The 12,575-nt window shown below is 36.0% G+C and carries 12 protein-coding genes; 4 read left to right on the forward strand and 8 right to left on the reverse strand.

Features of this window, described 5'->3' with window-relative positions:
• Positions 1 to 9 precede the first annotated feature (9 nt).
• Both ACHRWY_RS15330 and ACHRWY_RS15335 read left to right on the forward strand, forming a co-directional pair.
• Positions 10 to 423: a hypothetical protein gene (locus ACHRWY_RS15330; protein WP_395355811.1), complete on the forward strand. Its 414-nt coding sequence runs from the start codon at positions 10 to 12 to the stop codon at positions 421 to 423.
• 219 nt (positions 424 to 642) lie between these two features.
• Positions 643 to 1,029 (forward strand): helix-turn-helix transcriptional regulator, encoded by a 387-nt coding sequence (locus tag ACHRWY_RS15335; protein WP_395355813.1) that lies wholly within the window; start codon positions 643 to 645, stop codon positions 1,027 to 1,029.
• A 117-nt stretch (positions 1,030 to 1,146) separates the two neighbouring features.
• Here ACHRWY_RS15335 and ACHRWY_RS15340 read toward each other — a convergent pair whose 3' ends face one another.
• Positions 1,147 to 1,527, reverse strand: coding sequence for a hypothetical protein (locus ACHRWY_RS15340; RefSeq protein WP_395355814.1), 381 nt, complete (start codon positions 1,525 to 1,527; stop codon positions 1,147 to 1,149).
• Between the two features lie 219 nt (positions 1,528 to 1,746).
• On the reverse strand, positions 1,747 to 2,079 hold the full coding sequence (locus ACHRWY_RS15345; RefSeq protein ID WP_395355815.1) for a YegP family protein: 333 nt from the start codon (positions 2,077 to 2,079) through the stop codon (positions 1,747 to 1,749).
• A 256-nt stretch (positions 2,080 to 2,335) separates the two neighbouring features.
• Here ACHRWY_RS15345 and ACHRWY_RS15350 point away from each other — a divergent pair, with 256 nt between their 5' ends.
• Positions 2,336 to 2,818, forward strand: coding sequence for a copper resistance protein NlpE N-terminal domain-containing protein (locus ACHRWY_RS15350; protein ID WP_395355817.1), 483 nt, complete (start codon positions 2,336 to 2,338; stop codon positions 2,816 to 2,818).
• Between the two features lie 68 nt (positions 2,819 to 2,886).
• Here ACHRWY_RS15350 and ACHRWY_RS15355 read toward each other — a convergent pair whose 3' ends face one another.
• Positions 2,887 to 3,642 carry a DUF1349 domain-containing protein gene (locus ACHRWY_RS15355; RefSeq protein ID WP_395355818.1) on the reverse strand — a complete coding sequence of 252 codons (756 nt, stop codon included), beginning with the start codon at positions 3,640 to 3,642 and terminating at the stop codon, positions 2,887 to 2,889.
• 103 nt (positions 3,643 to 3,745) lie between these two features.
• On the opposite strand from ACHRWY_RS15355, the gene ACHRWY_RS15360 reads away from it, so the two are divergent.
• On the forward strand, positions 3,746 to 4,519 hold the full coding sequence (locus tag ACHRWY_RS15360; protein ID WP_395355820.1) for a response regulator transcription factor: 774 nt from the start codon (positions 3,746 to 3,748) through the stop codon (positions 4,517 to 4,519).
• An 83-nt stretch (positions 4,520 to 4,602) separates the two neighbouring features.
• Here ACHRWY_RS15360 and ACHRWY_RS15365 read toward each other — a convergent pair whose 3' ends face one another.
• From ACHRWY_RS15365 to ACHRWY_RS15385, 5 genes are all read right to left on the reverse strand, one after another.
• The gene (locus ACHRWY_RS15365; protein ID WP_395355822.1) at positions 4,603 to 5,166 is read right to left on the reverse strand and encodes a DUF2911 domain-containing protein; all 564 of its coding nucleotides are present in this window, start codon (positions 5,164 to 5,166) and stop codon (positions 4,603 to 4,605) included.
• Positions 5,167 to 5,329: 163 nt separating this feature from the next.
• The gene (locus ACHRWY_RS15370) at positions 5,330 to 7,141 is read right to left on the reverse strand and encodes a glycoside hydrolase family 2 protein (protein ID WP_395355824.1); all 1,812 of its coding nucleotides are present in this window, start codon (positions 7,139 to 7,141) and stop codon (positions 5,330 to 5,332) included.
• Between the two features lie 9 nt (positions 7,142 to 7,150).
• Positions 7,151 to 8,278, reverse strand: a complete 1,128-nt coding sequence (locus tag ACHRWY_RS15375; RefSeq protein ID WP_395355825.1) for a T9SS type A sorting domain-containing protein — start codon at positions 8,276 to 8,278, stop codon at positions 7,151 to 7,153.
• Between the two features lie 553 nt (positions 8,279 to 8,831).
• Positions 8,832 to 11,249, reverse strand: coding sequence for a glycoside hydrolase family 2 TIM barrel-domain containing protein (locus ACHRWY_RS15380; protein ID WP_395355826.1), 2,418 nt, complete (start codon positions 11,247 to 11,249; stop codon positions 8,832 to 8,834).
• A 131-nt stretch (positions 11,250 to 11,380) separates the two neighbouring features.
• Entirely contained in the window at positions 11,381 to 12,559 is a 1,179-nt protein-coding gene (locus tag ACHRWY_RS15385) for a glycoside hydrolase family 88 protein (RefSeq protein ID WP_395355827.1), read from the reverse strand.
• Between the last annotated feature and the right edge of the window lie 16 nt (positions 12,560 to 12,575).

A 12,575-nucleotide genomic window follows, 5' to 3' on the forward strand; every position in this document is an offset into this window, starting at 1 on the left:
CCAATTATTATGTTTTTTACCCTTACTCATGAACAGATCCGTTTTCAGTATGGATCAAATCGATGGCAATACAATTTTAATGAGATTGCTGAACTTGGTTTACTCAAAAAAAAGAAGACCTACCTTCTTGAAAATTCCGTTTTTATTTCGGTAACAGCTTTGGCCTATTATTGTATGGTCTTTTCAAATTTATCCGAGTTGTATTACATAGGGCCTACCCTGTTAGCCTATACAGTTCTTATTATTTTGAGATTTCATAACGATATAGAATTTGAATATTATGTCATTGTGAGAGACATTTATAAAAAAGAAACCAAAGTTAAAATTAATAGCCAGGATCGTCCCGTAATAGGAAAACAGATTGATCAGTACCTGAACCTCAATTTTGACCGGCTTTTGCAACAAACAAACCATAACCTATAAAATTAAGACATGCTATTATTCGGAATTTCCGTTTATGATTTAGTTTTAATGGCAGTAGCTATTTTATATGGTTTTGTTATTACTACTAAAAAAAAATGAACGCATACTATATCATTAACCTACCATTGAAATAGTATGATAAACACACTAAACGTATAGCTTAAATACTAAAAGTTTACTAGCGGTCAGTTTTTAGCTATACAAAATACCCCCAAAATTATGACTTCTTCAATAAAAAATAAAATAAAAAGCATCAGAGAATTGAAAAATTACACGCAGGAATATATGGCAGATCAATTAGGAGTTACACAAGCAGGATATAGTAAGATTGAAAAAGGAAAAACAATTCTTTCTTATGTTAAATTGGTCGAAATTGCCCGCATTTTAGAAGTTAGCGTAGAAGACGTTATCAGTTTTGACAGTCAACGATATTTCAATAGTTTCAATAAAGTGAGAGGAAACAACAACGGAAGTATCCAGATTAACTCTGATAATAGTGCTACTCTAAAGGTTTTGTATGAAGACAAAATTATTCTTTTAGAAAAACTATTAAAAAAAACAGAAGAAGAATTATGCCGTTACAAAGACAAATTTGGACAGATTTAAAATGTCTTAAAAAAAGTCGGGACTTTTAAGATCCCGACTTTTTTATGCTTAAAGTTTGACTCTTTCACTTCTGTTTTAGTAATATTAGCCAATACTTCCTTGACAAGATTTCGTATATTATGGATTCATCCATAGAATAATATTCCAAAGCGCATTCATTGTGGATTTGTTATACAACCAAACGGGACTTTCTTTGTCTTTTATAGCTATAAATTCAAAGATTCCTTCTTTACCTTTTTTTAATGCATTATGGTGTAAAATATCAGAAAAGTCATTTAATGGTATTTCTCCAATCGTGCCTAAAACAGTAGAATAATAAACATCTTTCCTGCCAATGATGGTGTAAATTCCATCTTCTTTTTGTATTCCAAATAATGCGCACTTGCCTTCTGCATTCAAAGAATTAATAATTTGCGAGGTATCATCTCTAAAATAAGCACCTGCATATTCTTCTAAATTATTACGCTTAATTTTTGATTTTAAAATACTTGTTTTCATTTAATATTGCAATAGCTTTCTCCGGGTTAAATTTTTTACCGTCGTAACCAGGATTATTTTTAAAAGTGTAAAGGTCATTTTTTGCCATAATAATTTTTGTATTTTAATCGAAAGTTGATTCAGGCTAAACAGGCTTTATAGGAGTAATATTATTTTAATAAGGAGGCATAAAAAAATCGGAACTTTTTAAAATCCCGATTTTTAATATTATAATTTTACTTAAACGGTCTGATCATCAACAGTAGCATCGGGAGCATTTTTCTTTACTGATTCGATTCCGTTTTCTCTTGCTGATACACTTTCGTACATTTCGCTTGAGCCAATAATCTGACCATTAGTGGCTTTTAAATTAAAATACGGTTTTCCGTTGCTGGATTCTTTTCTGTCAAAACGGTTATCATCCTGTGAATTTGTCTTTACAGATTCGATTCCGTTAGTGCAGGCTGCTTTTGTGGTATATCCTTCACTCGTTAGAATGGTCTGACCGTTACCTGCTTTTAAATTAAATTGGAATTCACCATTGGTTCTTTTAGTAATTACAAATTTTCCCATGTAGTTTTATTTAAATTAGATATAAATTTATTTTGCTACAGATAAAAATACAAAATTGCATCCTATAAATCATACAAATGCAAAAAATAATAATTGATGATCAGAAAGAACAAGAAAAGGATCAGAAAGCATAAAATAAATCAATATAGTTCTTTATTTTATGATGATGCGTTTTTAATTTTTTAAGAAAAATATTTAAACTAAAAATATTATTAAAAGAATATTCTTATATTTATAGAATTAAAACTATAATGTCATGAAAAAGTTAGTATTATTATTTATTGTTATTTTTCAGTTGTTATCTTGTAATTCTAATAAAAAAGGAGAAACTGTTCAAGCGCCCTTAGAAACATTAGACAATGAAAATACAGAAAGTATTTTGGGAAAAGTAACGGTGTACGAAGGTGTATTGCCATGCGCAGATTGTGAAGGAAGTGAAACGGTATTAAAAATTTATCAGGGTGATGGCACAATAGAGAGTCATAAATTTGAACTTACGAGTATCTATAAAGGCAAAAAACCTGAGAAAAAGTTCGTAGAGAAAGGAAATTATAATCTGGAAAGAGGATTAGAAAAAGATCCGGATGGAACAATCTATGTGCTGAATTATGATAAATCCCAAGCCGGTCAGATTTATTATGGCTACACAGCCAAAACTCCTGATAAGATATTTCTACTGGACAATAACCGCGAAAAGATCAAATCTAAATTGAATTATTTTTTAACACTGAAGGAATAAGAAAATAGTATTTCTATAGCATATAATAGAGTTAAAGGTTTAGCATATACCTTTAACTCTTTTTTTTTCTAATTTCCCATTCGAAAATCGGTAACACTATGCTGATCCAGGCTAATTTCCTCAAAAATACTTTGAGTGCCTTTGTCTACAGGACATTGTGTACTAATTCCCATCCAGATTGTTTTAGGATAATTGTTTTGATACAAACGAACCATTTGCCAGTTCTTTTTATCTAAAGAATAATAACTCGCCACTGTTCGGGTATCAGAGGATATTTTCATATAAATCGCCGGGCTTTTTACTACATCGTGATTATTATCGTCAGAGGTACCAATAGTACGTACCGTTACCACACGATGATTACCGCGTTCGTCCTGTTCAAAGCAAAATTTCTGATAAAAGTTATCATTCACATAGATATATAAAACACCTGCATTATACAACCCTTTTGGGGTAAATTGGGGTGTTACTTTTGAAATCAGTGTAAAAGGTTTTGTGTTATCTACTTTTGATAAAAGAATAGGAGCAGTATTGTTGGATAATTCGCCATTTGGGTCAGCAAAATAATCTTTCTTTTTTCCTGCACGAAAAATTACTTTACCGTTCTCACCGGCTTTCGCCAAAGTATCGGCACCGTTAACCGATTTTGTAAAATGAATTCCTGAGATTTTAAGATCGCAAGGGGTGCCGTTTACAAAGGCTGAATCGGCAGTGGTTTTACTTTTTGAAGTTTCCAATGGTGTTTCTTTCTGATTATTGTTTCCACAGGCTGATAATAAGGCTATTCCCGATAAAATCCCGAAAACATAAATTTTTGATTTCATAAAATGCTTTTTTTTAATAGAAAAATGATATTTTAGTTTATCAAAAATACCGCTGCTTTCCAGAAGCCACAATACTTAAAATTAACCATTTTTAATCCTGTTTATGTCAAATGTCTCCGTCGGGAACCAATTATCGGCCACTTTATTAGAACAAACATTTTCGATTGGCGAATGCCATGACATAGAAACCTTCAAACAATGGGTTGCCGGTTATGTGAGCCTTGATCAGTGTGTCGCTGTGTTATCTGATTTTCAGGCCGATTGCAGTTATATTTTTGCAGGTAATTTCGGAAAGGTATTTGGCTTGCCTTCTGAAAACTCCGTGATCGATTCGGCTTTCGAAGAATGTATTTTTACCAAAATTCATCCCGATGATCTAATCGAGCGCCATATATTAGAATTGAATTATTTTCAGTATCTCAAAAGTTTGCCCTGTCAGGAATACCATAAATATAGTACTTCCAGTAGAATTCGCACTCAAAATACCATTGAAGATTGTGCTTACATTCATCACCGGACGATTTACCTGAAAAGTTTTAGCAACGGAAGCGTCTGGCTGGCATTATGCCTTTATGCGCCTTCGGCAGATACGCAGCCACGTTTGGGAATTGATGGAAAAATAGTAAATATTGAAACCGGTGAAGTTATTGCGGTCGAAAAATACAAACATTACGAACAAACATTACTTTCCAAACGGGAACTCGAAATCCTTACTCTTGTTGCAAAGGGAAGTAATAGTTCACAAATTGCGGTACAACTCCATATTTCCGTATACACCGTTCGTCGTCACAGGCAAAATATTATTGAGAAAATGAAAGTCGCCAATACAACAGAAGCCGTAAAAACCGCTATGGTAATGGGAATCATTTCGATTTGAAAGAAGTTAATTCAAAAAAAGGCATAAAAAAAAGACACTAATTTTATTTTAGTGTCTTTTTTATTTCGTTTTAATGGTAAACCTTATTTAATTGTAATAGGCAATTCAACGGTTGTTTTGTCCCATCCAATGACCAAATTTGCTACAGCACCTTGTGCGGTAAAAGCAATTGATAAAGCTTCGATTGGAGTAGAAACCGGTTTAGCAGGCACTGAAACTCTTACGATGTCTTTGCTTTCGTCGTAAGCATAATTCCCCCACATATCAAGTTCTTTATTGATAATGATCGTCCATTTGTCTTTTTCAGGAATAGCAAATAAACTGTAAGTACCAGCCGGAATATTTTTACCGTCGATGGTTACCGGTTTGTAGAATTTGATTTCTGTATTTTCGTTAGCACCAACTCTCCAAACTTCTCCAAACTTAATTAACTCTCCAAAAATGTTACGCCCTTTAGCCGAAGGTCTTGAATAAATGACCTTAATGGATGGTGAAGGGTTGTCTGTTTTTTTGAATTTTACTGCTTTATTTGGAAAATAAGCAATATCAACCGGACTTGCATCAAGCGGAGCAAATTTTACTACATCTTGTGCCTGAACTGTAAAGGCAGCAAATAAAGTAACTGCCAGTAAACTTAATTTTTTCATAGGATTACAATTTTTAGAATAACTACAAAGTAAGTTAATAATGAAGAAAAATCATATAATTACAGTTTGTTTTTTGTTAATGAATTGATAACAGTTTTGCATTTAATTTAGAAAGGCACAGAAAGCTTTCCTTTTTTCTTATTTTATAGCACAATACTTTTGATTATTCTTTTTTCTTTTTGGCATACCAATCCTGCATGATATAAAAGGCTTTCTTTTTATTACCATCGTTTGAGATCAGTCCTTTACGGTTGTATTCGTCCTGAATTTCCGGCAAAAGCCTTCTTGGTGATCTGAAATCTACCAGAATCCAGGGGCTTAAGCCACTAAGATGAGGTATTTTTTCGATCATCTTTAAATTCTGAATGTATAAATATTCCTGGAATTCTTCTGTCCAGCGTTCATTTTTTGCGCCGTGCAAACCTTGTTTCGCATCTCCGCCAAATTCAGAAACGATTACAGGTTTGTTGTATTTGGTTTTCCAGAAGATTTTTTCAGCATTTTCAAGATTTCCGCCATACCAGCCTAAATATTGATTGAATGAAATAATATCCAAATATTCGCCAATAGCGTCATTAATGGTACCAAATCCGGCGCTGTCGCTTTGCGTCAATAACGCCGCACTGATTAATCGGGTATTGTCTAAAGATTTGGTATGATCGACTAAATTTTTGATGAAAGCATTTCTGGCATCAGATACAGGAGTTTCATTTGCCATCGACCAGATAATAATACAAGCTCTGTTTTTATCTCTGGTAATAGCGGCTGTCAATTGATCTTCAGCATTTTTATAGGTATTTTTATTGGTAAATTCCACTGTCCAGTATACCGGAATTTCTTCCCAAACCATTAATCCCATTTTGTCCGCCGTTCTGATAATGTTTTCGTTATGCGGATAATGAGCCAGACGAACATAGTTACAACCCAGTTCTTTGGCCCAGTTTAGCAAGCGCAAAGCATCTTCTTCAGAGTTGGCACGTCCGCCTTTTGCATTTTCTTCATGAATAGAAATACCACGTAAAAAGATTTCTTTTCCGTTTAAAAGAATTTTATCTTCTTTTGTTTCGATCGTTCTGAAACCAATATTGTCTTTTAGTTTTTCTCCGTTGAAATCAATTGTGACGTCGTACAATTTTGGGTTTTCAGGTGACCAGTACGAGATTTTTTTTGCCGGAATTTCAAAATTTACCATTCCATCAGCGCTAATTTTTCCTTTGTAATTTATTTTTAATTCCGGAATAGAAATGGTTACATCGTTTTGTGCCGAATTGAAGTTGTTGATTTTTACAAAACCGGAGATCAAAGCGGCATTGCCCTTTTTAAGCTGAATGTTGTAATCTTCCACAAACGATTCATTCTCTTCGATTAAAGTCACGTCGCGCGTGATTCCGCCATAATTCCACCAATCTGTATTAATCGTTGGTACATCTTCTTTATGACGGGTATTGTCTGCTTTAACCACCAAATAGTTGTCTTTTGGTTTTACTATTGAAGTTATTTCATAATTAAAAGGCGTAAAACCACCTTCATGTCTTCCTAGTTTTTTCCCGTTCAGATAAACATCTGCCTTGTAATTAATGGCTCCGAAATACACAAAAAGGCGTTTTTTATCCTTTACATCATAATCGAAAGATTTCTTAAACCATACGTTTCCTTCGTAATATTTAAGTTCCGGAACCTGCGAAGTCCAATCGCCCGGAATGTTTATTTTGGGCGATTTATCAAAATCGTATTCTACTAATTCCTGTTTGTTGACGGCATGATAATTATTGAAAAAAGCAGCATTTGAAGGTTTTTCCTGTGTGTCGTATTCGTCGTGATGAAAACTGTAATAGCCAGTTTCGTAAGGATCAACGATGTAATTCCAAACGCCGTTTAAAGAAGTTGTATTTCTATTGGCAACATTTGAAATCAGGTTTTGCGCCTGCCCGATAAAGGCCGAAGTAAAAAGTAGAAGGGTAATTAATTTTTTCATGGGTAAAATTTATTTTTTAATCATTTTGATGCCTTTCGACAAGGTGTTTTCTTTTCTGAATTTAACAATATAAAGTCCCGATTTTAAAGACGATACATTCACACTTTCAGAAATGGTATCGTGAGCAATAAGCTGTTTTCCGTTATTGTCATAGATTCTTATTCCTGTGTATTGATTCAAAATAGCTTCAGAAAGCTGGAGTTTATCTGTAACAGGATTTAGAAATTGTATATCAGCCTTAGCGGCCGAATGTCCTTTTGCAGATAAAGATGTTAATTCATCGATACTAAAATCCGAAAAGCGCATGTCTTCATCTCTCATATTGGCTATATCAGCCAAACTGCGATAAATTCCCCATTTAGGGCGAATAAAAGAATTTGCAGCATAAACAACACCAGTAGGCGAGGTATAGGCAGGACGAATCGTTTGAATATTGGGGTTATTATAATCCATTAACACCGTTCCGTCACTTACCTTTTTTATCGTAATTGCGTATGTTCCCTGTAAGCCTACTTTAATGGTTTCTGTAGCTTCAACCCAAACATCTTCAAACAAAGCCAGGTTTGGGGTTTGGTATTTTACGGTTGCGGCGGCTGCATCTTTATCGTAAATTAGTTCTAATCGGGTTCCGCCATTGGATAATTTCCTCAATGTCAAAGTAAAAAGCGGATCATCGTCGTCGCCATCAACGGCTTTAACCTGATGAATGTGCGTAAAACTGGTCGTAGGTTTAAATCCGGCAGGGACTTTAAAACGCCATTTGTATTGTACCGTTTCGCCAATAATCCCTTTTAAATTATCGGGAGAAGGGGCATACGATTTTATTTCAACACGCTGTCGGTCTGTTTTTCCCGCGACAGGTTCATTATCCGGAGGTGTGTTGCTCACGTGCGAATGAAATTCAAAAACATATTTGTTTAGCTCTGTATCAAAAATTTCTGTGATATGCGGACCAAAACCGGGATGAATTGCATCTGGTGCTTCGACAGCTCCGTTTGCAGTGCCGGGTGCCAATACGTTTGTAATTAATTCATAAGTTCCAACTCCGGCAGGGCCGTCTGCATTTAGGGTTACTTGTGCGTGGGTTGCAAAACCTGAGAGTACTAAAGCAATTCCGTAAAAAATTATATTTTTCATAATTGAGTTTTTAGTTTATACACAATTTTTTGATCTTATGGTAGGTAGGATCGTATAAAAAGCTCCGCACTGCAATTCACCAATCTTTGTCGGGTTACGTGTGATCCTTCTTTTCTCAGGATGACATTCGCTCTCGGAAATTCTTTGTGGGGTTACGTGTGTGATCCTTCGTTCCTCAGGATGACATTTGCTATCGGAAAATCTTTGTCGACTTACGTGTGTGATCTTTGGTTCCTCAGGATGACATTCGTTATCGGAAATTCTTTGTCGGGTTACGTGTGTGATCCTTCGTTCCTCAGAATGACATTCGTTATCGGAAAATCTTTGTCGGGTTACGTGTGTGATCCTTCGTTCCTCAGGATGACATTTGCTATCGGAAAATCTTTATCGACTTACGTGTGTGATCCTTCGTTCCTCAGGATGACATTCGCTCTCGGAAAATCTTTGTCCGGCTACGGGTGTGATCTTTGGTTCCTGAGGAACTGTTGTAAAAAAACTTTGCTTTTTTACTACTTTGACAGCGTAACTCCAGCCAGCTAAATCCAGGTTGCAATCAATTCGTAATCTTCAAATATTCGCCTTTAAAACTCTGGTTCAATGCCGTCATTTCAATCGGAATTCCTGAACCATCGGGAACAACTTCGATTGATGCTTTTCCGTTTGCCATTTTTATGGATTCACTTCCGGTTGGAGTTCCCTGGCTTTTCATTGTTTTTCCACCTTTCAGACATTGAAAATAAACACTTTCTTCATAATCTAAACAACGTAAATTATTGTTATCAATTGCAATAGCTGTCACTAAATAATGGCCATTTTTTAATTTTTCTGCTGACAATTGTAAAGATGTTGCCGTGTCGTTTTTATTGAAACGGTAATTGACTTTGATCGTATCGGAAACTTTTTTTCCGTCTTTTGCTTCTCCAATAGCAATCAGGATGTTTTCACCTTTAAGGAAATTAACATCCCAAGTTAAGCCATTTGCGGGATAAAGCGAAAGGTTTCTTTGTTTTTGTCCCAATGATTTTCCCTGATGAAATAAAGTAACTTTCTGGCAATTGCTAAAAACGCTCAAAGTTCTGGGTGTATTTTCAGGGCCCTGTCGTTCTGTCCAGGTATGCGATTCGATGTAGGTAAAAGGCTCGTCGCTCCAGTAACTTTTAAAAACATAATACGCATCTTTTGGATTTCCGTTGCGGTCAACCAGTCCTTTTTGATTCATGTACGGGATATCATCTTCCGGACGTAACGGCGTTGCAAAATCCTTAAATGCCCATTGAACATTACCCACAAACGTTGGGTCATTCTCGGATATATGCAAGTGCCAGTCAAATAAATCGACAATATAATTCTCACTCCAATCGCCAATTTGTGCAATATTGGCCACTTTGGTTTGCACAATAGCTTCTTCCCATCCTTCGGCTTTGATGATGTTTTCGCCGGTAATTGGATTTTCGCTATGACGCCCCACATGACTGTCTCCGCCATATTCAGCGTGAATAAAATGCTTGTATTCTTTTTTGTAAACTTCAATTGCTTTTTGGTAGCTTTTGTAGCTTCCCGAATACCAGCCGGACCAGATCGAAGGGGAGAAGACATCGACAATTTGAGAACCTTCATAATACTTTCTAATCGCCGTTTTTCGGGTTGGATCAAGTTTGTGGGCGATGTCGTTCAATTCGGTTAAAAAGATATTCGTTCTTTCAGTATTATCTCCGTCAGGAAAATCAGGCAGCCAATTCATTTCATTACCCAAAGACCAGATAATAATACTGGGATGATTGTAATTTTGACTTATGATTTCTTCGAGCATGTTTTTGGTATTGGTCTGCCACAGTTTATCGCCAATCCCGCCACGACACCAGGGCAATTCATCCCAAACCAATAATCCGAGTTCATCGCAGGCTTTATAAATTTCAGGATCTTGCGGATAATGTGCAAGACGAACAAAATTAGCGCCCATTTTTTTGATCGATTCCATATCGGCACGATGTTGTGCATTACTCATCGCAGCGCCAACCCCCGCTTGTTCTTCATGACGATGTGTGCCACGAATCAATAATCGTTTTCCGTTTAAATAAAACGGACCGTGATCTTTAAATTCAAACCATCTAAAACCTACTTTTTCGTTTACGCTGTCCCTGATTTGGTTTTTCTCTGATAAAAAGGCGGTAACTTGATATAAATTTGGTTTTTGGGTATCCCATAATTCAGGATTTTTCAGGTTTTCAAATGTAATGGTCGTTGTTTTATCCAAAACCGGAATTGTTTTACGGGCAATCTTTTTCCCTTTTGGATCTTTAAGAATTACCGTTAACGATAAGGCTGCCGTATTTTCAGGATTAACAGTTGACGCCACAATATTTAAAGAAGCTTTTTTAGCCGAAACTTCAGGAGTTGTAATTTTTAGATTGTCGATATGATTTTTGTATTTAGACAAGAACCAGACATCGCGGGTTATGCCGCCATAAATAAAGAAATCGCTTTTTTGGGACGGAATAACGTCAATATCATAACTATTATCCACCCGAACAAAAATTTCGTTGTTTCCTTCTTTAATAAAATGGGTAATATCAATAGTAAAACCAATGTATCCCCCAATATGTCCTCCGGCTTCTTTACCGTTTACATATACTTTTGTGGTTACATTCGATCCTTCGAAATACAAGTAATAGCGTTGGTTTTGGTCAATTTTGGCAATGTTCAGCTTTTTTTGATACCAGCTTGCATCACGTCTGTAACCCGGATTTAGATCGGTTGCATCTTCGGCATTCCAGGTATGGGGTAAATTTAAGGAAATCCAATTGGTCGCTTTTTGTGCTTCGCTAAGATTGGGAGTATGATTTTCCAGATATTGCCAATTGTCATTGATATTCATTTTTGTCTGGGCAAAACAGCTGCCCGGACCAATCTGAAAAAAAACAAAAAGGGCAAAAATAAAAAATGTATTATAGTGGTACAGTCGGTTCTTCATAAATTATAAATGAGGTTCAAAGGGGCAAAGGTTCAGGGGCTCAAAGGTTCAGAGGTACAAAGGCTCAAAGGTTCATTCAAAGGCTAAAAACCTTTGTCGCTTTGTACCTCTGAACCTCTGTACCTTATTAATTACTTTCTTCTTAACAATGCTTCCAGAAAATAATAGTCGGCATAGATAATAGGTTCGTCGATTTCGTCATGTTTTGGCCAGTTTCCGGTACTGTGGCCGAATATAAAAGGTGCATTTATTTTTGGATCTAAAATGTATTTATCAGATTCTAAAGTTGCGATTACCTTATCGGCGAAAGCCAGATACGTTTTATTTTTAGTATAACCATATAATTCATATAAAGCAGAAGCCATAACGGTTGCAGCAGAAACATCACGTGCCGAATTTGGAATAGCAGGATCCCTAAAATCCCAATACGGAATTCCGTCTTCGGGCAGGTTTTTATCGGTCATGAAAAATTGTGCTGTTGCTTCGGCTTGTTTTAAATAGGCAGGATCTTTGGTATACCGGTACGACATGGTAAATCCATACACCGCCCAGCCTTGTCCGCGTGCCCAAACGGAATCGTCATTATACCCCTGAAGTGTCGTTTTTTTTCTAACAGCCCCCGAAGCCGGATTATAATCAATAACATGATAACAACTATTGTCTGCCCTAAATTGATTTTTTAAAGTGGTATTGGCATGTTGAACCGCAATATCCTGATACTTTTTATTACCGGATAATTTGGTGGCTTCAAAAAGCAATTCGAGATTCATCATGTTGTCGATAATCACAGGATAATCCCAAATTTCCTTGTTGAAGTCCCAAGAGCGGATGGCGCCCACTTTTGGATCAAAACGGGTGCATAAAGTTTCGGCACCTTTTATAATTACATCCTTGTATTCTTGTTTGTTTTCGGCTTTTAAAGCTTCGCCATAAGGGCAATACACTTTAAATCCAACATCGTGAGAGCCTCGGTTTACACTTTCTTTTTTGCTGAAAGGCGTCCATTTTTCGGCTTGTTTCTTATATTCCGCATTGCCTGTCAGTTGGTATAATTGCCAAAGATTTCCGGCAAAGAATCCGCTTGTCCAGTCTCTTGAAGGAACTTTTTTGATTTGATTGGTTTTGAGGGTCATACTTCTGGGCATTGACATCGAATCAACAGGATAATCGAGCAACATTTTGTATCGCGTTTCCAGAAGTTTTTCTGCTGTTACAGAAGTATTTTTTGTTGTAGAATTAATCCCGGATTTGCACGCTGTTACCAGCAATGCAACCCCAAGGACTAAAGCAAAATTACTAACTTTATTCATACTTATTATTGTTTTT

It is taken from the genome of Flavobacterium sp. FlaQc-48 (genome assembly GCF_044007335.1).
GTDB lineage: Bacteria > Bacteroidota > Bacteroidia > Flavobacteriales > Flavobacteriaceae > Flavobacterium.

What these genes read in the sequence shown, in the direction of transcription:
- ACHRWY_RS15330 (WP_395355811.1), top strand. Translation starts at nt 10, where the DNA reads ATGTTTTTTACCCTTACTCATGAACAGATCCGTTTTCAGTATGGATCA.
- ACHRWY_RS15335 (WP_395355813.1), top strand. Translation starts at nt 643, where the DNA reads ATGACTTCTTCAATAAAAAATAAAATAAAAAGCATCAGAGAATTGAAA.
- ACHRWY_RS15340 (WP_395355814.1), bottom strand. Translation starts at nt 1,527, where the DNA reads ATGAAAACAAGTATTTTAAAATCAAAAATTAAGCGTAATAATTTAGAA.
- ACHRWY_RS15345 (WP_395355815.1), bottom strand. Translation starts at nt 2,079, where the DNA reads ATGGGAAAATTTGTAATTACTAAAAGAACCAATGGTGAATTCCAATTT.
- ACHRWY_RS15350 (WP_395355817.1), top strand. Translation starts at nt 2,336, where the DNA reads ATGAAAAAGTTAGTATTATTATTTATTGTTATTTTTCAGTTGTTATCT.
- ACHRWY_RS15355 (WP_395355818.1), bottom strand. Translation starts at nt 3,642, where the DNA reads ATGAAATCAAAAATTTATGTTTTCGGGATTTTATCGGGAATAGCCTTA.
- ACHRWY_RS15360 (WP_395355820.1), top strand. Translation starts at nt 3,746, where the DNA reads ATGTCAAATGTCTCCGTCGGGAACCAATTATCGGCCACTTTATTAGAA.
- ACHRWY_RS15365 (WP_395355822.1), bottom strand. Translation starts at nt 5,166, where the DNA reads ATGAAAAAATTAAGTTTACTGGCAGTTACTTTATTTGCTGCCTTTACA.
- ACHRWY_RS15370 (WP_395355824.1), bottom strand. Translation starts at nt 7,141, where the DNA reads ATGAAAAAATTAATTACCCTTCTACTTTTTACTTCGGCCTTTATCGGG.
- ACHRWY_RS15375 (WP_395355825.1), bottom strand. Translation starts at nt 8,278, where the DNA reads ATGAAAAATATAATTTTTTACGGAATTGCTTTAGTACTCTCAGGTTTT.
- ACHRWY_RS15380 (WP_395355826.1), bottom strand. Translation starts at nt 11,249, where the DNA reads ATGAAGAACCGACTGTACCACTATAATACATTTTTTATTTTTGCCCTT.
- ACHRWY_RS15385 (WP_395355827.1), bottom strand. Translation starts at nt 12,559, where the DNA reads ATGAATAAAGTTAGTAATTTTGCTTTAGTCCTTGGGGTTGCATTGCTG.